Raw genomic sequence first — 21,138 nt, 5'->3', positions numbered from 1 at the left:
GGAGATATAAATTGAAACAAACAAAATTAACTGGTCGTATCGTCGTTCCCTCGGATCCTAGGTATGACATAGCCCGAATAAATTTAAATTTAAGCATTCCAAAATTCCCTTGTATTATTGTTTTTTGTCAAAATAAAAATGATGTGTGTAACGCCTTAAAATGGGCACGTGAGCGTCATATACCATTTCGCTTAAGAAGTGGACGACATAGCTACGAAAATTTCTCTCTTTTAAATGGCGGGCTTATTATTGATGTGAGTGAAATGAAGCAAATTACGGTTAGTACAGGAAAATTAACAGCAACAATTGAAGCGGGTGCAAATCTTGGCACTGTGTATAAAGAACTTTGGAAATATGGTGTTACAATACCAGCTGGCACAAGTGCAAGTGTCGGAATTGTGGGGTTAACACTCGGCGGTGGCATTGGCCTGCTTTCACGCTTATTTGGACTAACATGTGATCAATTAGTAGAAGTCGAAATGGTACAAGCGTGCGGGAAATTTGGTGCAAAAATCATTCGTGCAAATGAACAAGAAAACCCTAACCTATTTTGGGCATGCCGTGGCGGTGGCGGTGGAAATTTCGGGATTATTACTTCCTTAACCTTTCGAGTCCACCCTATTAAAAACGTATCAATTTTCTCACTTACATGGGAATGGAAAGACTTTATTGCTGCATTTCAAGCTTGGCAAAACTGGGCACCTTATATAGATGAACGTCTCACTTCATCAATTGAATTATTCTCTAAACAACGAAATAAAATCGAGGTGAAAGGTGAATTTGTCGGCTCTCCTTCTGAACTCTATCCTCTATTATCTCCTCTTCTTGAAACTGGTAATCCTTCTCTCTTTATAGATGAAGTCCCGTATATAAAGGCTGTTCAATTCTTTAATAGCGGCAATATTCCTGAAAAATTCAAACGCTCTGGTTCCTACGTATATAAACCTATCCCTCTTAAAGGTATTCAAATCTTACAATATTTTCTTTCTCATGCACCAAATAAAGATGCGAGTATTTGGCACCAATCACTCGTAGGTGCTGTAGAAAACATTTCGCCTAATGAAACAGCTTATTTCCACCGCAAGGCAATTATTGCTCAAGAATATATTACTTCTTGGAAATGCAACGATGAAGAAAACCGAAATATACGCTGGGTTAAAGATTTACGGGAAAGCTTAGATCCTTACACACTGGGAGACTATGTCAATTGGCCCGATATCGACATAAAAAATTGGCAAACTAGTTATTATGGCTCTAATTTTCAAAGGTTGCGTAAAGTGAAGACAGCATATGATCCTTGTAATGTTTTTCGTTTTCAACAAAGTATTCCTACTTTCCATACGTAAAAAGGAAGAACAGAATTCTGTTCTTCCTTTTTACATTGAAAATCGTTCAATGGTTTGTTTCAAGTCCGCTGCTTGCTTCTCTAAATCCTTTAATAATTGATCGATTACTACCATATTTTTAGATTGTTGCAACGTCACACGTGCCACTTCTTGTGAACCAGCTGATGTTTCCTCAGCAATTGCTGCTACAGCCTTCGTCTGTGCTCCTGTTTGATGAATGTGACTCACTTGCTCGTTCATATAGCTACTAATTTGCTTAGTTGCATCGGCAACTTCCATAATGCTTGATGACATTTCTTTTAAAATTAATTCAGTAGCTTCTCCTCGTTTTGCCTCTTCTTTAGCTGTTTTCACTTGCTCCGTCATTTTCAATGCGACTTGTTGCACTTCCTCTTGCATATTTCGTAATAACTGCGATATATTTCTTGCAGAATGATCGCTTTCATCAGCAAGTTTACGTACTTCTTCAGCTACAACTGCAAAGCCCCTTCCATGCTCTCCAGCACGAGCTGCCTCAATAGAAGCATTTAATGCTAATAAATTCGTTTGACTAGCAATCTCACTCACAACAGAAACAATATGTTCTACTTGTTTCATTCGTTCTTCTAACTTCTGTACATTTTGCATCGAATCTTCATTCTCTTTTGCCAATGTTTGAATGCCTTGAATTAAAGAAGTAAAGACACGTGTACTTTGTCCTAAAGCTTGAACCATTTCTAAAGACAATTCGTCGGACTTTTTTGCTTTTTCTTCTACTTCACTCGCAATAGAGGTTGTTGTATCGACAGTTGAAACAATCGCCTGAATGGAAGCTGCTGATTGCTCGGCGCCAGAAGAAATCTCTGCAAGAGTTTCAGACACACCGCGTGCTTGCTTTGTCGCTTCCCCTGTTTGTCTTCTAATTTGCTGAACTTGATTATTTGTATACGAAAATGTAGTATCGATATTTTTTACCATGCCCCTTAAGTTCCCTAGCATCATATTAAATGCAACACTTAAAGATTTAATCTCATCATCGGTCTTTGGCAATGGGACATCTTCACGAATATCACCTTCAGCCGCTTTCCTTGCTGCTTCTTCCAACTTTCGAAGTGGTTTAATTAAAAATATTGCTGCCCCATACGCTAAAATTCCAGACCATACTACACCTAATAACATAACGATAATATTATAAACAGTTTGACTTACATAACTTTGAAAGTAATCATATATAACGTAAATGAAAATTAAACTTGTTGAATATGTAATGAAAGCTAAAACTGTAGTAAATAACATAAGCTGTATACGCAAGCCAAAGGAAAATGTTTTTCTTTCTTTTCCCATCTCTTCTTTCCCCCTTCTTATAAGCAATATAAGTACTACCTATATATTATTATCCATTTTTTCGTTATAGAAAGATATAAGGATTTTAAAAATCATTATTTCTTTGAATATTAAATCCCCCTGAAAAAAATAAAGGATTCTGACAATTTATGACTAATAACAGAAATAAGGGGCAACATTTGTAAAATATATTTTTGACTGGGGGTTTTGTATGATTCAAGTTCGAAATCTAGTAAAATCATTTGGCTCACTTGATGTTTTAAAAGGAATTGATTTAGAAGTAAAAGAAAAAGAAGTTGTTGTTTTAATCGGTGCCAGTGGTTCCGGCAAAAGTACATTACTTCGCTGTCTTAACTTTTTAGAAATGTACGATGAAGGTGAAATTCACTTACAAGGTGAACGAATTGATCCGAAGCATTCAAATTTAAACAAAGTCCGTGAAAATGTCGGTATGGTTTTTCAACACTTTAACCTCTTTCCTCATATGACCTCACTAGAAAACATCATAGAAGCACCTATTCACGTAAAAAAATTGGAGACAGCAGACGCGAAGGATGTTGGGAATCAACTCCTACAAAAAGTCGGCCTACAAGATAAGGCGGATGTAACTCCTCACCTACTTTCAGGTGGTCAAAAACAACGCGTTGCGATTGCACGAGCTCTTGCTATGAACCCTAAAATTATGCTATTTGATGAACCTACCTCAGCCTTAGACCCTGAACTTGTTGGAGAAGTATTGCAAGTTATGAAAGAACTTGCTGAAGAAGGAATGACCATGATTATTGTTACTCATGAAATGAATTTCGCAAGAGATGTAGCTGATCGCGTCATATTTATGGATGACGGAAAGATTGTAGAGGACGCTCCGCCAGCACAATTCTTTTCAGCTCCATCACATGAACGAGCAAAACAATTTTTACGCAACGTTTTATAATGTAACTTCTGTTTCAAATGAAAAGAAATACATCCATACGGTGCACAACTAATTGTCCAAATAAAATATCTCAGTAACATACTTAAAACCATCCGTATGATCAATATATAGGAGGGGTTTTATGAAAAGAAAACTATTAACCATTGTTGCGAGTATTACATTATGTACATCCTTCATACTAGGAGCCTGTAGTAAGGAAAGTGCTACTACTTCTTCAAATGGTGAAAAAGAATTTCGTTATGCGATGAGTGGATTATATAAACCTTTTAACTATAAAGAAAATGACGGAAAGCTTGCCGGTTTTGATGTGGAAATTGGTGAGGCACTTGCGAAAAAAATGAATATGAAACCCACTCCTATTACAAATCCATGGGAAACGCTAATTCAAGGTCTACAATCGAAAAAATATGATGCTATATTGGGCAGTATGGCAATTACAGAAGAACGCTTAAAAGCTGTTAGTTTCTCCAATCCTTATTATCGCTCTGGTGCCCAAATTTTTGTGGCTAAAAAGAATACATCTATCTCTTCTCCAGAAGATTTGAAAGGTAAGAAAATTGGGGTTGTAAAAGCTAGTACCTTTAAAGACCTTGTTGCAAAACATACAGATCAAATCACAGAATATGATAGCGATATTACTGCACTTATGGACTTAGAGCCTGGACGTATTGATGCAGTAATCACTGATCAAATGGTCGGTTTACGTATGATCAAAGAAGGTAAATCAAATATAAAAGAAGCTGGAAAACCATTAAATCTTGATGAAATGGGAATTGCTATTCGTAAAGATGATAAAGAAATGGTTGAGAAAGTAAATAAAGCTTTAGATGAAATCATTAAAGATGGTACGTATGAAAAGATCAGTAAAAAATGGTTTGGGCGTAATATTCTTGGAGACGAGGCAAAAACAAAGTAAGTTAGCCATTTAGAGATTTCATAAATCATGCCCCACTTTGTATGTGGGGCACTTCATTCACTACTAAAATCCATACAATATGAGGTGACACATATGTTTGAAATTTTTATCTCTACCTATCCCACACTCTTAAAGGCTACTATTGTCACATTACAATTAACATTAACATCCCTATTACTCGGTTCACTAATTGGATTACTAGTCGCTTTCTTTCGAATCTCTAACAATAAGGTTTTAAATAGTATTGCTCATGTATATATCGCCATTATTCGTGGTACACCTTTAATTGTTCAAATTGCCATTCTCTATTTCGGTATTACATCGATTATTGTCTTCACTCCTTTTTGGGCAGGAGCAATTGCTTTAGCAATCCATAACGGTGCATATATTACTGAAATTTTCCGCGGATCCATTCAGTCCGTTGATCGTGGACAATTGGAAGCTGCTCGCTCTTTAGGGATGCCTTACCCTTTAGCGATGCGCCGGATTATATTACCACAAGCATTTCGTCTGTCTCTTCCCCCTCTAGGGAACCAATTTATTATTGGATTAAAAGATTCTTCACTTGTCGCTTATGTAGGAATGTCCGAATTATGGGGATCCGGTTTATCAATTGCCGCAGGTAACTTCCAGCAATTAGATACATATATCATTGTTGGTGTATACTATCTCGCACTAGTTCTTCTATTTACTTATCTTGTCAGTCTTCTAGAAAAACGACTACAACGAAAAGAAAATAACTCTGTCCAGGTCAAGACGAAGAACAAGAAAGAAGTCTCTTTATAACAAAAAGCAAGCTCTAAGAGAGCTTGCTTTTTCATCGTAAGATATGTCTATTATTGATTTACTTTTTTTATAGTCTCTTTTTCCTCTATATGTTCCTCACGATATGAAATATTATGAGGATCCAATCCATTTCCTAAAGAACCATAGAAATGCTCCCTATGCGGATCAACTAATTCACTTCCGTGATAATACACACGTGGTGTATTCCAAAGTGCTGCCAAAGCTTTTGTCATCGGCATTTCGTGATAGCGTTCCGGCCACATTTCTTTAATTTTATCTTTTACTAATGGATAGTATTTAGAACTCATAGCAGGAAACAGATGATGTTCTGTATGGTATGAGAAATTGAAATGTAAAACGTCTACCCAGCGCGGTACTGTTACTGATAAACAGTTTGCTAAAGGATCATTTACTGGAACAATAGGATTTAAGCGGTGATTTGTTGCGATATACGCCATTACAATAAAGTTAGCAATTAACAACGGAATCACGTATGCAAAGAACCACTTTGTAGGTCCCATAATAAACAATAAACTAATCCAAACTGTCCAGGGCAAAAGAAGTTGAAGCCATACAGATTTTTGATTGGATGACTTAAATTCTTTTATAAAATGAAAGAACATTCGAGTCGAATGTAACGTAAATTGAATTGTTAGTGACAGGAAACTAAAGAATGAACGTACATGAAGAGGCATGCGATATACCCAACTCAAAAACTTACTCTTTTTCAGTTTCTCAAATGTCGGCCATGCATCTGGATCATTCTCTTCATGCTGTGTGTGAACATGATGCGTTGCATTATGCCACTTTCTCCAAAGTTTTGGGCCAGTTGATAATGGCATAAATGCTATCGCACCTAAAAAATCACGAAGCCATGCCTTTCTTACAACTGTTCCATGTAAAATTTCATGTCCTAAAAATCCAAGTGAAGCAAAACATAATCCAAGAACAATTGCAATTCCTAGATTTGCCCACACATTCAATTCAAATACACCGATCGTTATTAAACCAGCCAATGCCACAAGTAAATAAGCCAGTCCACCAAATAATCGATTAGGAACTGGTTTAAATGCTTTTTTCGGCAAATGTGGTGCTACACGTGCTGCATACCACCCAAACGTATGAAGCTCCTTCATCCTTTTGCCCCTTTCTTATGCCGCGCCCCGCGCAACTTGCATATATCAATTCTTGCTTCCAGATTGATTTTACTACGTGATCCAAAAAGCATTTATCATAAGGAAAATATACTCACTCTATCGTCACTTAATTTTCGCTTTTATTATCAATGAAAAACATTTCTCTTTTTACTCTCTATCAACCTTTCCACATGATGAATCATAACAATAGAATTTCTATATTGTCAACAACTTTTATGACCTAGTAATAAAAGTTGGTTATATTTTTATAATTATACTTTATTTCACTAAAGAAAAAGCATAGATTTCATAAGGCTTTATCAGGTATATATACATATCCACTTAAACAACATAGACTCTATCTTATTCAAGAACTCTCTATGTAATCAACAAATGGAATCACTTGAATTTAGCTTTATATAAATCCTACTTCTTCATACTGCCCCAATAAAATAATTATATTAAAATATTTTTTCTTTCATTTAGTAAGAATAGAACGCTACGAAAACAACATACATGAATTCCATATAATATGGAAATATTAAAAGGAAAATTGTTCTAATTTGGAGGTTTTCAAAATGACAGATAACACATTTCCGCAGTTACCATCATCCTATTGGATTGAATCTACTCAATTTCCTACTTTTCCTCATTTATCCGAAAATATAAAGACAGAAGTTGCTGTTATCGGAGCTGGTATTACAGGCATTACCACCGCCTATTTACTCGCTAAAGAAGGAATGAAAGTCGTTTTAATTGATTCTGGTTCTGTTTTAAATGGAACAACTGGGCATACAACCGCAAAAGTAACAGCTCAACATGATCTTATTTATGATGAATTAATAAACAATTTTGGTGTTGAAAAAGCCAGGCTTTACTACGAATCAAATAGTAAAGCTCTACAATTCATAAACGAGACTGTACAAACATATAAAATCGACTGTAATTTCACAAATGAAGATTCGTATTTATATACAACTACCAATAATGGCCTGCGAAATTTAACGAAAGAATATGAAGCCTATCAAAAATTAAATATTCCTTGTGACTATGTTCAATCCCTGTCGATTCCTATTCCCGTACAATCTGCACTTGTGATGAAAAATCAAGCGCAATTCCATCCCCTCCTTTATTTAAAAACACTTTTAGAAAAGTTTGTGGAAATGGGCGGAAAAGTTTATGAGCAAACAACAGCCATTGATGTGGAAAAAGGAGATTATCCACAAGTTATTACAAAGGGTGACCATCGCATCACTTGTAAATATATTGTCTCTTGTTCACATTTTCCTTTTTATGATGCTAATAGCTTTTTCTTTACGCGAATGTACGCAGAACGCTCCTATGCCCTCGCAATAAAAGCAAAAACGGATTATCCAGGGGGCATGTATTTAAGTATCGATGATCCAAAACGCTCCATACGTTATACGACAAGCAATGGAGAAAAGTTGATATTGATTGGCGGAGAGAGCCATAAAACAGGCCAAGGAATTAATACGATGCTTCATTATGATGCACTATATTCCTTTGCTGAATCTACTTTTGGAGTAGATGAAATTCCTTATAGATGGTCAGCGCAAGATTTAATCACGCTAGATAAACTCCCTTATATCGGACATATTAACGAAAGGAATCCAAATATATTTGTGGCAACTGGATATCGTAAATGGGGAATGACGACTGGAACTGCAGCAGCTCATTTACTGAAGGACTCCATTCTAAAAGTCCACAGCCCATATAAAGAACTGTTTGCACCATCACGCTTTCATGCAAATCCGGATATAAAAACTTTCCTCTCTCAGAACATTGATGTTGCTAAACACTTAATTGAAGGAAAAATTGAAACCGCATTACGTAAGCCAGAAAATCTTGAAGTTGGCGAAGGTTCTGTTGTACATGTCAACGGTAAACGAGCAGGTGCTTATAAAGATAAAGAAGGAAAATTACATATCGTCGATACAACTTGCACACACCTCGGCTGTGAAGTTGAATGGAATAGCGGTGATTGTACTTGGGATTGCCCTTGTCACGGTTCCCGTTTTTCAATTGATGGGGATGTTATGGAAGGTCCAGCAGATCAACCATTAAAGCGAGTTGATAACGAATAAAAAAACAAAGAAGTTCAACGGGAATCCTGTTGAACTTTTTTATTTTTCATGACACCTTTTCATATAAATTTCGACATACGCAGGGAAATATTAACATTAAATAAAATAATATATTCATCTACAAATAAAAGGAGTGAATACTATGCAACCTTCTGCTCCACCTCATCTAGAATCTACAGAAACTATCTTTTCAAGTTCTATTACAAAACTTGTTGTTTTTATTTGTTGGCTAGCCATTCTAGCTGACGGATATGATTTAGGTATTTACGGCGCCGTTCTGCCAAAGCTCCTAGAAGACAAAAGCTGGGCACTATCACCAGCCCACGCTGGAACAATTGCCAGCTATGCTTTATTTGGGATGTTTATTGGTGCTATTCTAGTTGGAACCATTACAGATCTAATTGGACGAAAATGGACACTTATATGCTGTTTAGCCCTTTTTTCTATCACAATGGGCTTAGCTGCAATTGCTCCTTCTCCTGAATTATTTGGGTTATCTCGATTTATCGGAGGAATCGGATTAGGCGGTGTTATCCCAACGGCTTCAGCACTTACTGTTGAATATTCACCAAAAAAACGGCAATCTTTTATTTATGCTCTTATGTTTACCGGCTATCCTTTAGGTATCGTGTTAGGCGCTATTTTATCCATGTTTATGCTAGAAGATTTCGGATGGAGAATTATGTTTGGCATCGGAATGATTCCGCTACTCCTCATTCCTTTCATTATTCGTTATTTACCTGAGTCCATTCAATTTTTATTATCGCGAAATCGACAAGAAGAAGTGAATAAAATTCTTAATCGCTTTCAAATTGAATTCCATGTAAAAGATGAAATTCCTGAAACACCATCTAATATACAAAAGAAAAATGGATTTCTTACGTTATTCTCAAAAGATTACATAAAAGCAACACTACTTTTTTGGCTCACTTATATAATGGGAATGTTTTTAATATACGGTTTAAATACTTGGCTACCACAGATGATGCGCCAGGCAGGATACCCTCTTGGATCTAGTTTATCATTTCTACTTATACTAAATATTACTGCAGCTATCGGTGCATTATTTGCTGGGGCGATTGCCGATCGTATAGGAGCAAAAATTGTTATTAGTATCTCCTATCTTATGGCAGCCATATGTATTGGACTATTAACAATTAAACCATCTGTTACAATCATTTATCTTTTAATTGGTCTTGCTGGAATTGGATCAGTCGGTATTACTCAAATATTAAATGCTTATGTAACACAATACTTCCCATCACATATACGAGCTACCTCCTTAGGCTGGGGACTTGGACTTGGCCGAGTTGGTGCGATTGCTGGCCCTATTCTTGTCGGTATTATTATGACAATGCAATATGACTTGGCGTGGAATTTTTACTTATTCTCCTTTGCAGGTCTTATCGCAGCTATATCTGTTTTCTTTATTCCTACAAAATAAAGTGAAACTTTAATCAGCCCTTACCAATCGGGCGTTTACGGGCAGTTGACCTCCCACCTAACTTCTTCGCTCCAGCCGAATCTTGAGGTGGGAGTCTTACTGCCCGTTAATGCGGGATAAAAAAGAGCACAAACTCATTTGTGCTCTTTTTCATATACTTCAAACAATATATCTCGAAATAATGTATTCAAACTCTCAATATCAATCCCTAATCCCTTTTCAATCCCTTTCACGTATTGCTGATAATAATCAATTTGTTCTTCTAAAAATTGATTTAACGCCTGAACTTTCAATCCAACATCTAATTCCGTACCCGCTTTTTTCTTTACTAACAACTTCTCAATCTCATTCAATACACTACGTTCTATAGATAGTTCTATAAGTAATCGGTCAAATTCTACTGGAGGTAATGTCCCTTTCTCTTCTAGCCACTGACAAGCTAAAATAGGACGTAATACATAAAAGTACTTTTTCAACTTTACATTTTCACCTTGCAAAAATTCACGATAATTTTTTGAAGCCATATGTAAGTAATGATATATCGTTGCTTTTGGATCAAAATTCTTTTCACTCTTTTGCTGAAGCTGCTCTGGAAAGTTAGAGTTTTTCGAATAAAAAATTGGTGATCGAATCCACTCAAGTAAAGCTGGATTTGACTTCGCGAATAGTTGCAATGCCTTTTTAATATCCCAACCACTTATGTCTAAATCATCACTAATTGGATATTCGATTACATCACGCTTATCATGGATTGATAAATACCATTCTACAGGGTGTATATAAACAAACCTAACATCATAATCACTATCTTTCGATGGAAACCCCCACGCCCGACTCCCTGATTCCACCGCGAATAAAATTTTCACACCATTCTCTTTTTCAATTCGCTCTAGTTCTAATTCAATTTTCTCTCTCATTTCATACCATCTCCATTTTTTGATTATTTCCCTGGGAATTCGACAAATATACGACTAATTTTACTATATACCAAAACAGCTGTCAGACAATTTCTGACAGCTCAATAAAGCACTTATTTTTTCTTTTCAATTACAGTAGCAGTAATTCGTTCAAACTCTTTTTGAATTTCCTCTTTATATGCATCCACTTTTGAAAAATCCATAGCAGCAATATAAATTCGTTCTAATTTATCACGAACTGATTTTGCTTTTGCTAAGAAAGACATTGCCTCATTCATTTTTGCTTTATATTGAATGGAAACGTCACGAATTTCTGTAGCATACTTCTCATCCGTCCCTGGTTTAACAATAAGAGTATACATATCTATAATCTCATCACCTTCGCGACTTGGAAAATATTCATGTGGTGCGGTACTATCAAAAATTGCAAATCCTAATTCTCTTACGATAACCATATCAAGACTATTCGGGTCAAACCCGCAATGATATACTTCAACGTCAAAACCTTTTTCTTCTGCTGCCTTCGATAACTTTTTAAGCATTGTTGATTTTCCAGAACCCGGGCGTCCTTTTATAAAATAACGATGTGGTAATCCTTCTGTTAAATTAGGAACAAAATCAACTGCTCCTTTCGGTGTAGCAGCTCCTAAAAAACGATGTTTCACAATCGATTGTTCTCCCTTTTTATCTGCAAATAATTTCTGAATTAGCTGTTCTGTTAGTTCATTTGCTTTATTAAAATCAATGTTATTAATATATATTTTCTCCCACTCATCATGTATAACTAACGCCTCTTTAAAACATCCGTAAGCAGATTTGAAAGCCTTGCCCGCTTCTAATACAAACCGTTCAATTTCTAACTTCTGCTTTCTTAATTTATCTGAGTCCCAAGCAACTCCTAAATTTATATACTCTTCAATAACTCCTGGCATTTTCGGCTCAATAACATGCGGTGATGTTCCATCAACAATTCCTACTTTTAATTTCGGAATAATCACCCCATCAACTGACTTATTATCAGAAGAACAATGCAAAAGTTCAATATCATATCCTTTTTCAACCCATTCACGACCTATTGCCTTAATTAAAGAAGATTTTCCCGTTCCTGGGCCTCCCTTTAAAATAAACAACCTGTCTAGCCCCTTCAAATTCTCTTCGTATAAGCTGTGAAATCCTCTAGCTGTATTTCCACCGGCATAATAATTTAATACATTCCCTGTCACTGCACTCACTCCTTCGCAACAGTCTACTTACATAAGCTACAATATGCGAGCAACTTTATTTGGGTGAACACCTAATTTGTATTGCGCGAAAAAAGGAAATGAATTACAATTTAAATATCACGAATATTCCGAATTTAAAATCGAATAAACCTTTATCAAGAGAGGCAGAGGGACCGGTCCTTTGAAGCCCAGCAACCTCAGTTTATGCAAACTGAATAGGTGCTAATTCCTGCAAAATGCATTGCATTTTGGAAGATAAAACTCAACTAGTATGTAAAGCTCATCTTTCTTGATTATGAAGGATGGGCTTTTTATTATTTGAAAAAAATATATTGGAGGTATGTAAAATGAAAGTAATTGATCTATCACAAACGTTTGAAAATAATATGTCTCAATTTCCTGGAACACCAAAAATCCAACTAGAAGCCATTACAAGCGTTGAAGAAACAGGTTATCAAGTTACGAATTTTCATTCTGTCGTTCATGTTGGTACGCATTGTGATGCGCCTGCTCATTTCATTTCAGGCGCAACCACTATTGATCAATTACCCCTAAATCAATTTGTAGGCGAAGCTGTTCTTATCGATGTGACTCATGTTCAAGAGCGAAAATTACCTAAGGAAGTATTACATACTGTCGACATAAAAGAAGGCGATATTGTCATTTTCCATTCCAATCTATCTAATAAATGGAATACCGAAGCTTATGAGAAAGAAGCGTTTTATCTTTCCGAAGAATTAGCTGAAGAACTAGTTCAATTAAAAGTAAAATCTGTCGGTTTAGATTTTATTTCTCCTGATGAGGTAACGACAGAAACATCACCGATTCATCACATACTGTTAGGAAATAATATTTACTTAATTGAAAACTTAACAAACTTAGATGCCATTAAAGCGAAACGATTCTTTTTCTCAGCAGCACCTTTAAAAATTAAAAATAGTGACGGTGCTTTCGCAAGGGCATTCGCTGTTATTTTTTAAACATGGTCTACAAAAAAAGCAAAGATCACTTTTGACCTTTGCTTTTATATTTTTTATTTAAGTTAAAAAAGAATTGCTCCACCCTTGGTCGTATCCAAGCTAAATAATCTTTATCTTTCTTCTTTGTACAAGCTATCTCTTCTCCATCTACCATTTCGACAAGTTCTAGCTCTAACAGTTGCCTCGTAAATGCTACCATATTTACTTCTTCTGCTGGATATTCTTCTTTTAATTTCTCCTCAATTTCTCCCAATAAAAAACCGTCACGCATCATTGCTAGTGCATCAATCCAAAGTGGCGGCATTTCATATGTCTCTCCTGTAATCGTATCTTTTACAATATAGTTCTTTTGCTCTTTTCGAAATTGAATCGTGTGTAAACATACAGTCGAATTTAATGTTAATTCCATCATACCACCCCTTTCATCATATCTGCATAGAAAAAAGGATGCGCGTGCACCCCTTCTTTTCTTTTCATAACACTACTGAACCGTTACATGAGCTAAAAGCTCTATGTCGATATTTTCCTCCATTATAAACGAAGTTTTTTATAAAAAAAACCCTTCTTGAAACATTTTATAAAATGTTTATATTTACACAACAAGAACACTTTTCTGAAAAGTAATTTCGTCTAATGCACTACACTGTTGGTAAATAAATTTCCACTTTCGTTCCTATCCCCATACTACTTTCAATCGCGATACTCCCTTGATGTTCTTCAATAATTTTATATGTAATCATTAATCCAAGACCTGTACCATTCTCTTTTGTTGTATAAAAAGCTTTTCCGATCTTTTCTATTTTCTCATTTTCTATCCCAAGACCTTGATCTTCAACAGAAATACACAAGTTCTCTCCAGCTTTTTCATATGCCAGAATCCGAATATTCCCGCCTCCTGGCATCGATTCAATTCCATTTTTGATGATGTTTAACAACACTTGTTTTAATTGCTTATCATCACCATTTATAACGGGTAAATTTCCATCTACTTGCAAATTAAATTTCACTTTATATTGAGTCGCATAGCTTTCCATTAACTGTACAACATATAAAAGGATTTCCCCTATATTACACCATTCATAATTTGTTGGTTTCGGTTTTCCTAATAACATCAATTCACTAACAAACCCATTAATTCTCTCAATTTCTTGCAGCATAATCTCATAGCTCATCGTATCTTCAGGATTTCTTTCTTTTTGAATTTGTGTAAATCCTTTTAAAGCTGTTAATGGATTTCGAATTTCATGAGCGATTGTTGTAGACATAGTCCCAATAACCGCTAAATTTTCTGTCTCTTTCATACTGTTCATCATCTCAACAACTGTCCTTACATAAGATTGAAATCTCTTTAATAAAGAATGCGAAATGATGAAAAAGAATATACATAATACAAGCGGAATCACAACTTTTACATCTTGTAATATCAAAGTAAAAAATACATATTTTCCAATTACACTACAGGAAACGAAATAAAAATATTTTCTGTTCACGAAAATCGGTGCAAATAGAATTAAAAATATTTCAACCATATTTCCATTTTCAAAAACACGATCACTGTGTAAATAAATCATTAAGTTATTAATAAGATCAATAAGCATGTACCCAATTAAAAATAAGTATTTCACAAAATGTACATAACCTTGTTTTTGAAGATATATTGAAATAGGAAATAAAGATATTACTAATATATATACACCTATTCCCATACCACCTTCTGGCCACCCTACCCTTGCTTCATTAATATTCATAGCGGGATAAACAAAACAATAAATAACGTCATATAAAAAGAATATAATATAGAATAATAATATAAATACTTTTAAAGCTTCTCTTTCTTCATAAATCAAGCTCTTGTATTTGTTCATATAAAAACTCCCCTTGATCGATACAAAAAAACATTTCCACTGTTATCTACTTAAATTATAAGTATGAAATTGCTTTCAGGGCAATATGTAACCTTCTAATACTAAAAGGAAGGAGATACATCTCCTTCCTTTTCAGTTACAATTTATATCCATCTTACCCTATCATTTAGCAATCCATCTGTGAAATTATTATGTCCTACTACAAAATCCTTCATATATAAATTTAAATATTCCCCATACTTACTTTCAGTATTTAATAATAATTCTTCTACATAATAAGCGCCTTGTCCAAAAGTATCTAACAGTAAACTACATAAGCCAGCATAAATTCCACACCCTACTTGGAAGTACGTCGCATTTGTTTTATATTTTTGAAAAACTTGGCTACTATTCATTACATTATACATGTATGTCTCATTATGTTCATAAACGAGTAACACACCGACTAAATCTTCTCCTATAATATCATCTTCTGCTGGATTAAATACCTTACGATTCCAATTCCATAAATCTTCCACTTTGTCTAAGTTCTGTCTAATTAAGTTTGTTGTATACTCATTGATCCGATAAAGAAAACCCACTTCCATATTAAAAGATTTCCCTAAAATTAAAACTTCTTCATGTGGCATTAAGCAACCATAAAATTCTTTTTCACCTAACTTTACTTTATACTCTGAAGCATATACATCCTCATAAAAGTAAAGTGGACGATGATGACTCATATACATAGGATAACTCCATATCGCTTCATCAAGAAAACGCTCAACTGCCCATGATGCATAAAGTGTATGAGGTTTTATAAGCTCTTTATCATTCAAAAATGAATTATCATGTTCTACAATATAGCATGCTCGCGGCTTTTCATTTGGACGTTCTTTCATAAGCTCAACAACCATCCATTGAACAACACCAGGATTCATACCTGAGCCTATAATCGCTCTTGTATTTGTAAATGTTTCTTTCTCCTTCTCAAACCTCGTATACCTTTCCGTAAGCTGAAAACCAAGTAAACTATCGTCTTGATCTACTGCCTCATTTTCCAAAGCCGAATTAATATAACAAATGCCAAGGTCATTACAACAACTCAGTACCCTAATTGTATCTGCACCTGAAACATCAATAACAACCTTCGTTCTTTTTTCCTTTAAATGATGTTTAAATTTGACTACATCTTGAAGGTTTATTTCATATAAAAAAAATTGCTCTTTCAAATTTGGAAACAACTCATCATAATAACTTTTATCTTTTTGTTTTATATCCACCAAATGGAAGTTCACATTCTTTATCACTTCATAAATTGGATCTTTTTCATTTACTACCGCTTGATTCAAAATTGCTAACACTGCTTTTGCTGCTCCACCCGCACTGCCAAGTAATGTAATCGAAAACGAATCTGGAAACTGCTCCACAAACAAAACCCCTTTAATAAAGTAGTTGAGCAGCACTTCCTCAAAAGTGAGTTGAATACACAAAAAGGTAGCTCGTACACCTTTAGTACAAGATTGCCCCTTCAAAGATCACACTAACATACCTATATGATATTCAATTCATTTTCCCCCTCATATCCAAATCGAATTAAACAAATAGGCTCGACCTTTTCTTCCCTATATATAAAAGAAAAAGCCAGCCCTCTCAACTAGTCTACGGACAATGGACAGATTTTACATGTTGAATATTTACATACATTTTTGCATCACGTGCTTTTAATATTTCAATATGCCCTTCATCAATTTTCGCCATCTTTCCGATTTTGTTAGATTCTTCACCTAAATCAAACACCATAATTTTCCCAGACATTTTAATAAGCTGTTCTTCGAACGTTCTCGCTAAAGTAATATTTAATGGATTTACGGGGAGTTCATTTTTATTGAGGGAATAAGGGACTTGGTTCTCTTTATAAGGAATTAGCCATTTCAAATGCTTTAAAGATATATATACCGTTTTATAAACTGGACTATAAAAAACAATATAATCGTTCATTACACTTGTAACATAACCGTGTATCGGAACATTTCCTGCCACATAAATTTCTGTAAAAATCCCTTTAGATGTGATTAATACTTTTCTCAAAGAAATTGAAGGTGATTCCCTCTTAATTACAGAGTCCACACCAGGCTTTAATATTTCTTCATCATGCTCTCTTAAAAATTTATAATATTGGATATGGTATAAAGATATATATACATAGTCTTGTCCATTGTAAAGAACAACAATATCATTCCCTACATCAATTAATATACCTCTAAACTTTCTTTCACCGATTAATTTAACGTATATATTTTCCCCAATGTTCTTGTTTAACTCATTCATCTATATCCTCCTTTCTATGAAATTGCGCTTTTCTGTCTTCCATTTCAAAAAAATAATCAGGGGCAATGTTCCGTCTTTTAATAGTAAGAATTCTTTTTCATATACCGCGAAATTATTGCAGCAAAATATGAAATCGTTCTTCACTTTCAATCATAATGCCCCTTTTATTTATTAAACATTATTCTTCTTCATTCTTTTTGTTTTTAACTATTTGACTCACACTCTTAATATGAGAATTAATTATATAAATGACCTCATCACCGTTTACTAGTGTAATACTTCCATCATGTATATCACTTAATAAACCTTCCACACACTCTGGTCCACCACGATTAATCTTTATCCATTTATACTTCAAGTCATTTAATACATCTAAAAAAGTATCTTCATCAGCATAGAAATATGAACCATATTCTCCCGGTGCTTCTTTCACTTTCCTAACTAGACTCTTCACATGTTTCAACTGGTAATATACTAATTCTCCAAGAGGCAATTGTAGTGTAAGGTAATCTTTTCCTAATGATACGAGTACACCTACTCTACTTTCTGGTCCGCGAAGATTTACTTTTACATTTTCACCGACTAAACCTTTAATTTGATCACAGCATAATACACTCTCCAATTTTGTACCCTCCTTTCTTATTATCTTCCTCTACTTGATTGTCTTTGTGCACGAGCGCGACTTGAATTATTACTGTTTTCATTACTTTTCTCATCGCTACTCTCATCACTATTCTCTCCACTTACTGGTGCATTATAATTAACACTCTTAATATGAGATAGTGCAATTAATACCACTTCTTCTTTTATAATTAACGTTACATAATCGCAAGAAACGTCTTGTAAAATACCTTCAACTTTCTCTGGACCACCACGATTAATTTTCACCCAGCGGTATTTGAAGCCTTGAAGTAGCGTTTCAAAGTCTTCTGCACTGTCTTCTTCCGACCATACAGAATCACCTATCCCACCATCTTTCGTATTTTTTGTAATGCTTTTCAGATGGCGAAGCTGGTAGTAATGGTACTCTCCTTTTTCATTCTGTAATACGACGTAGTCCGTACATACTGACACTATTATTCCTTTTTGAGATTCCGGTCCACCTCTGTTTACTCTTACATAAGATCCAATTAATTCTTTCAAAAAATCCCAATGAAATAAACTCACGAGAAAACCCCTTCCATTAATTTATAAGCTTTTGCACTGATAGTATATGTATCTGTACAGGTTATGTTCGCTATGTTTGTCCCCGCTATGAAAAAATATGCTTTTAACTAATAGTACTAATCCCTATAAAATCTTCTTTCCCTTAAAGTAACTCTAGGATTTCGGATGACTTTTTCATCCCTTAATATAAAAATCCCCCGTATTAAGATACATTTCTGCATATCTTAATACGGGGGATTTTTATAAATTTAATCTTCGTCTATAAAATCCCTATCTTAAGAAACTTTTCTGTAATACGGGGGATTTTTATAAATTTAATCTTCGTCTTTAACATCCATATCTTCTGGAATTGGTTCGTTTAATATTTCTTCCACTAACTGCTTATATTTCTCCATTTGTTCTAAATGTGTATTAAACTGTTCCTTGTTTATTAAATATTGCTCTCCATCAAACAGTGCACGAATTTTCTTTTGCTGAATTAAGTCTTCAACATACGATTTTGGTAATTTCAAATACTCCGCAGCCTCTTCTATTGTTATATACAATGTGTTCATTCCTTTATTATTTTTTCATATACATAATGTATCTTACTTTATTTTTGTAAACAAATAAAAAAGATTTTGTAAATACAAATTAAAAAGCAGGTAGATGCATTCCATATATTGTATAATAGTATAGTAAGTATTTTTTAAATATAGAATGGTATTACCCATTTACACAAAGGAGAGTTAACATATGGCTACTCGTCACATCATTACAATGTTAGAAAAAACATTACGAGTTGAAACAGAAAACACAATTTCTCATCTATCTAAGTCTTTATCCGATCGTATTCTTTCACAAAGTGCAGCAGTACATGAAAATAATTGTTATCATACGATTGGTGAATGGTACAAAAATCATTTCTTATTCCAACAAGATGATTTCCTTTGGGCTAAATACGTTTTCTATGATGCATATTGTGAAGCTATAAAAAAACAAGGCAATCTTACAAAACGCGTTCGTCAAATATTAGAATCATTAGCTCGACAACATGGAAAACAATATATTGTTTCTATACAAAATATCCCATTCCCTAATGAACAGGAAAAAGGGACAGCATAATTTAATAATGGTCCGCACAAACCAACTATAGATTCATTGTTTCCTAGAAATATTTACAAATAAAATGTTCAAGTCTTTGTGTTCCCTTTTTATAGAAATACATTCATATGACATGAACTAATGAAAACGGTGTCATGAAAATGATTGAAAATATAGTAAACAGGAAAAACCCCATTTGTATCTCTCGTCCATAGAAATAGAGATGTAAATGGGGGTATACTTGTTCCTTTATTATTTCATCATCTGCTTAATCAATTCTCGATTTCTCTTCTTAAATACTTCATTATGGGAAGAAACCATTCCGTACTCACTTGCATCAGGTTGAATAAATTGTTTCGCTTTATTCACAGCGTTTCCAGCATCTTGGAATGCCCCTGCAATTAAATGTAATTTCCCGTCATGCTTTAAAATATCTCCAGCAGCATATAATCCATCTACAGACGACTCACTATTTGCATTACCTGCAATATAAAAATTATCTATAATTGCAACATCTAACTCACTATTTTCCAATAATGTAATATCACGTTCATATCCATGATTAATAATAACTTCATCGATAGATAAATGAGAAATCTCTCCTGTTTCATGATTTGTTAATTCTACATATTCAATCGCTTCATGGTTATCACCAGCAATTAATTTTGTAATCGATGTATTAAAGAAACATTCTGCCGAACTGTTCATAAGTTGTTTTACTTGTGCTTCATGACCAGATAATTCTTCTTTTCTATATGTTAAATAAACTTTTTTCGCAATCGGTTCTAATTCATTTGCCCAATCAATTGCAGAGTTCCCTCCGCCTGAAATAATTACCGTTTTATCTTTGAAACGTTTTAACGATTTAACTGTATAATTTAAATTTGAGACTTCGAATCTCTCAGCACCTTCAATTGATAACTTTTGTGGATTCAATATACCACTCCCAGTTGCGACGATCACTGTTTTTGAAAAATGTTCTTCCCCAGAGCTTGTTTTCAACGTAAAAATGCCATCCTGATTACGAATAATTGATTCTATTTTTGTATTCAATACAACTTCAGGCTGAAATGTTAATCCTTGTTGTACAAGTTGCTCGATTAATTTCTCACCAGTGACCGGTAATAATCCGCCAATATCCCAAATCATTTTCTCCGGATAAACATGTATTTTTCCACCTAACTGTGGTTGAAATTCTATTATTTTCGTTTTCATCTCTCTTAGTCCACTATAAAAAGCTGAATAAAGCCCTGCAGGTCCTCCGCCTATCACAGTTACATCAAACAATTCTTCTTGATTCATTCGTGTCACTCCTCAGCTACTAATAATTGATTATCATTCTCAATAAAATATAACTTGTTTTTATAAATTTTACAATCAAAATCACTATTGACAATACACCTATATAAAATTATAGTATTTAAAGAATCAATAGTGATAATCATTATCAATTTGTTAATTATTAGCAACTGTGAGATTACATCTTCTTCTATTACTATGGTGAATACTACATGGTAAAATCTCAAGTTCAAGATTGTTAATAAGACTTTTGTATTACCACTAACTTTTCAAAAGATCAAAGCTAAACAATTTATTGTATATC

20 protein-coding genes, 1 pseudogene and 1 riboswitch are annotated in these 21,138 nt (G+C 34.3%); of the genes and pseudogenes, 8 read left to right on the top strand and 13 right to left on the bottom strand.

The window, feature by feature from the left end; all coding sequences use genetic code 11:
• Positions 1 to 11 precede the first annotated feature (11 nt).
• Positions 12 to 1,346, top strand: a complete 1,335-nt coding sequence (locus tag DN408_RS24140; protein WP_078178042.1) for an FAD-binding oxidoreductase — start codon at positions 12 to 14, stop codon at positions 1,344 to 1,346.
• A gap of 30 nt (positions 1,347 to 1,376) precedes the next feature.
• On the opposite strand, the gene DN408_RS24135 is transcribed toward DN408_RS24140, so the two are convergent.
• Both DN408_RS24135 and DN408_RS32640 read right to left on the bottom strand, forming a co-directional pair.
• Positions 1,377 to 2,303, bottom strand: coding sequence for a methyl-accepting chemotaxis protein (locus DN408_RS24135; protein ID WP_407060706.1), 927 nt, complete (start codon positions 2,301 to 2,303; stop codon positions 1,377 to 1,379).
• A gap of 15 nt (positions 2,304 to 2,318) precedes the next feature.
• Positions 2,319 to 2,504, bottom strand: a pseudogene (locus DN408_RS32640) (HAMP domain-containing protein); the annotation flags it as partial.
• Between the two features lie 376 nt (positions 2,505 to 2,880).
• On the opposite strand from DN408_RS32640, the gene DN408_RS24130 reads away from it, so the two are divergent.
• From DN408_RS24130 to DN408_RS24120, 3 genes are all read left to right on the top strand, one after another.
• Positions 2,881 to 3,603: an amino acid ABC transporter ATP-binding protein gene (locus tag DN408_RS24130; protein WP_002029539.1), complete on the top strand. Its 723-nt coding sequence runs from the start codon at positions 2,881 to 2,883 to the stop codon at positions 3,601 to 3,603.
• 121 nt (positions 3,604 to 3,724) lie between these two features.
• A complete protein-coding gene (locus tag DN408_RS24125; RefSeq protein WP_002091263.1) occupies positions 3,725 to 4,519 on the top strand; it encodes an ABC transporter substrate-binding protein in 795 nt (264 codons plus the stop codon).
• Positions 4,520 to 4,612: 93 nt separating this feature from the next.
• Positions 4,613 to 5,305 carry an amino acid ABC transporter permease gene (locus tag DN408_RS24120; RefSeq protein WP_002169270.1) on the top strand — a complete coding sequence of 231 codons (693 nt, stop codon included), beginning with the start codon at positions 4,613 to 4,615 and terminating at the stop codon, positions 5,303 to 5,305.
• 50 nt (positions 5,306 to 5,355) lie between these two features.
• Here DN408_RS24120 and desB read toward each other — a convergent pair whose 3' ends face one another.
• Positions 5,356 to 6,441, bottom strand: a complete 1,086-nt coding sequence (gene desB, locus DN408_RS24115; RefSeq protein ID WP_002091268.1) for a Delta(10) desaturase DesB — start codon at positions 6,439 to 6,441, stop codon at positions 5,356 to 5,358.
• Between the two features lie 578 nt (positions 6,442 to 7,019).
• Here desB and DN408_RS24110 point away from each other — a divergent pair.
• Both DN408_RS24110 and DN408_RS24105 read left to right on the top strand, forming a co-directional pair.
• Positions 7,020 to 8,546: an FAD-dependent oxidoreductase gene (locus DN408_RS24110; protein ID WP_050000824.1), complete on the top strand. Its 1,527-nt coding sequence runs from the start codon at positions 7,020 to 7,022 to the stop codon at positions 8,544 to 8,546.
• A 142-nt stretch (positions 8,547 to 8,688) separates the two neighbouring features.
• A complete protein-coding gene (locus DN408_RS24105) occupies positions 8,689 to 9,990 on the top strand; it encodes an MFS transporter (protein WP_002016702.1) in 1,302 nt (433 codons plus the stop codon).
• Between the two features lie 134 nt (positions 9,991 to 10,124).
• On the opposite strand, the gene DN408_RS24095 is transcribed toward DN408_RS24105, so the two are convergent.
• Both DN408_RS24095 and DN408_RS24090 read right to left on the bottom strand, forming a co-directional pair.
• Positions 10,125 to 10,907, bottom strand: a complete 783-nt coding sequence (locus DN408_RS24095; RefSeq protein ID WP_002124948.1) for a nucleotidyltransferase domain-containing protein — start codon at positions 10,905 to 10,907, stop codon at positions 10,125 to 10,127.
• A gap of 113 nt (positions 10,908 to 11,020) precedes the next feature.
• Positions 11,021 to 12,130 carry a PRK06851 family protein gene (locus DN408_RS24090; protein WP_002186823.1) on the bottom strand — a complete coding sequence of 370 codons (1,110 nt, stop codon included), beginning with the start codon at positions 12,128 to 12,130 and terminating at the stop codon, positions 11,021 to 11,023.
• Between the two features lie 149 nt (positions 12,131 to 12,279).
• Positions 12,280 to 12,392, top strand: a riboswitch (SAM riboswitch).
• Between the two features lie 85 nt (positions 12,393 to 12,477).
• Here DN408_RS24090 and DN408_RS24085 point away from each other — a divergent pair.
• Complete coding sequence (locus tag DN408_RS24085) at positions 12,478 to 13,110, top strand: cyclase family protein (RefSeq protein ID WP_002091277.1); 633 nt, start codon at positions 12,478 to 12,480, stop codon at positions 13,108 to 13,110.
• 25 nt (positions 13,111 to 13,135) lie between these two features.
• Here DN408_RS24085 and DN408_RS24080 read toward each other — a convergent pair whose 3' ends face one another.
• The 7 genes from DN408_RS24080 to DN408_RS24050 form a co-directional block, all read right to left on the bottom strand.
• On the bottom strand, positions 13,136 to 13,519 hold the full coding sequence (locus DN408_RS24080) for a hypothetical protein (RefSeq protein ID WP_033708170.1): 384 nt from the start codon (positions 13,517 to 13,519) through the stop codon (positions 13,136 to 13,138).
• 229 nt (positions 13,520 to 13,748) lie between these two features.
• Entirely contained in the window at positions 13,749 to 14,975 is a 1,227-nt protein-coding gene (locus tag DN408_RS24075) for an ATP-binding protein (protein WP_016121398.1), read from the bottom strand.
• A 143-nt stretch (positions 14,976 to 15,118) separates the two neighbouring features.
• Complete coding sequence (locus tag DN408_RS24070) at positions 15,119 to 16,384, bottom strand: hypothetical protein (RefSeq protein WP_002016709.1); 1,266 nt, start codon at positions 16,382 to 16,384, stop codon at positions 15,119 to 15,121.
• A gap of 232 nt (positions 16,385 to 16,616) precedes the next feature.
• Entirely contained in the window at positions 16,617 to 17,285 is a 669-nt protein-coding gene (locus DN408_RS24065; RefSeq protein ID WP_002029528.1) for an LSm family protein, read from the bottom strand.
• 178 nt (positions 17,286 to 17,463) lie between these two features.
• Positions 17,464 to 17,907, bottom strand: coding sequence for a hypothetical protein (locus tag DN408_RS24060; protein WP_002029527.1), 444 nt, complete (start codon positions 17,905 to 17,907; stop codon positions 17,464 to 17,466).
• 20 nt (positions 17,908 to 17,927) lie between these two features.
• Entirely contained in the window at positions 17,928 to 18,452 is a 525-nt protein-coding gene (locus DN408_RS24055; protein WP_002029525.1) for a hypothetical protein, read from the bottom strand.
• 314 nt (positions 18,453 to 18,766) lie between these two features.
• A complete protein-coding gene (locus DN408_RS24050) occupies positions 18,767 to 19,006 on the bottom strand; it encodes a helix-turn-helix domain-containing protein (protein WP_002029523.1) in 240 nt (79 codons plus the stop codon).
• Between the two features lie 181 nt (positions 19,007 to 19,187).
• Here DN408_RS24050 and DN408_RS24045 point away from each other — a divergent pair, with 181 nt between their 5' ends.
• On the top strand, positions 19,188 to 19,556 hold the full coding sequence (locus DN408_RS24045; RefSeq protein ID WP_002010187.1) for a hypothetical protein: 369 nt from the start codon (positions 19,188 to 19,190) through the stop codon (positions 19,554 to 19,556).
• 231 nt (positions 19,557 to 19,787) lie between these two features.
• Here the strand turns inward: DN408_RS24045 and DN408_RS24035 are convergent, their stop codons facing one another.
• Positions 19,788 to 20,837, bottom strand: a complete 1,050-nt coding sequence (locus DN408_RS24035) for an NAD(P)/FAD-dependent oxidoreductase (RefSeq protein WP_078178040.1) — start codon at positions 20,835 to 20,837, stop codon at positions 19,788 to 19,790.
• Between the last annotated feature and the right edge of the window lie 301 nt (positions 20,838 to 21,138).

The sequence above is a fragment of the Bacillus sp. AR13-1 genome, assembly GCF_008042285.1.
Classification (GTDB): Bacteria; Bacillota; Bacilli; order Bacillales; family Bacillaceae_G; genus Bacillus_A; species Bacillus_A mycoides.
This window is presented reverse-complemented; position numbering and strand designations above follow the sequence as displayed.

Coding starts and splice junctions, on each gene's coding strand:
- DN408_RS24080 (WP_033708170.1), bottom strand. CDS start 13,519: ATGGAATTAACATTAAATTCGACTGTATGTTTACACACGATTCAATTT.
- DN408_RS24065 (WP_002029528.1), bottom strand. CDS start 17,285: ATGAATGAGTTAAACAAGAACATTGGGGAAAATATATACGTTAAATTA.
- DN408_RS24075 (WP_016121398.1), bottom strand. CDS start 14,975: ATGAACAAATACAAGAGCTTGATTTATGAAGAAAGAGAAGCTTTAAAA.
- DN408_RS24045 (WP_002010187.1), top strand. CDS start 19,188: ATGGCTACTCGTCACATCATTACAATGTTAGAAAAAACATTACGAGTT.
- desB (WP_002091268.1), bottom strand. CDS start 6,441: ATGAAGGAGCTTCATACGTTTGGGTGGTATGCAGCACGTGTAGCACCA.
- DN408_RS24050 (WP_002029523.1), bottom strand. CDS start 19,006: ATGAACACATTGTATATAACAATAGAAGAGGCTGCGGAGTATTTGAAA.
- DN408_RS24130 (WP_002029539.1), top strand. CDS start 2,881: ATGATTCAAGTTCGAAATCTAGTAAAATCATTTGGCTCACTTGATGTT.
- DN408_RS24085 (WP_002091277.1), top strand. CDS start 12,478: ATGAAAGTAATTGATCTATCACAAACGTTTGAAAATAATATGTCTCAA.
- DN408_RS24125 (WP_002091263.1), top strand. CDS start 3,725: ATGAAAAGAAAACTATTAACCATTGTTGCGAGTATTACATTATGTACA.
- DN408_RS24035 (WP_078178040.1), bottom strand. CDS start 20,837: ATGAATCAAGAAGAATTGTTTGATGTAACTGTGATAGGCGGAGGACCT.
- DN408_RS24120 (WP_002169270.1), top strand. CDS start 4,613: ATGTTTGAAATTTTTATCTCTACCTATCCCACACTCTTAAAGGCTACT.
- DN408_RS24095 (WP_002124948.1), bottom strand. CDS start 10,907: ATGAGAGAGAAAATTGAATTAGAACTAGAGCGAATTGAAAAAGAGAAT.
- DN408_RS24105 (WP_002016702.1), top strand. CDS start 8,689: ATGCAACCTTCTGCTCCACCTCATCTAGAATCTACAGAAACTATCTTT.
- DN408_RS24110 (WP_050000824.1), top strand. CDS start 7,020: ATGACAGATAACACATTTCCGCAGTTACCATCATCCTATTGGATTGAA.
- DN408_RS24135 (WP_407060706.1), bottom strand. CDS start 2,303: ATGGTAAAAAATATCGATACTACATTTTCGTATACAAATAATCAAGTT.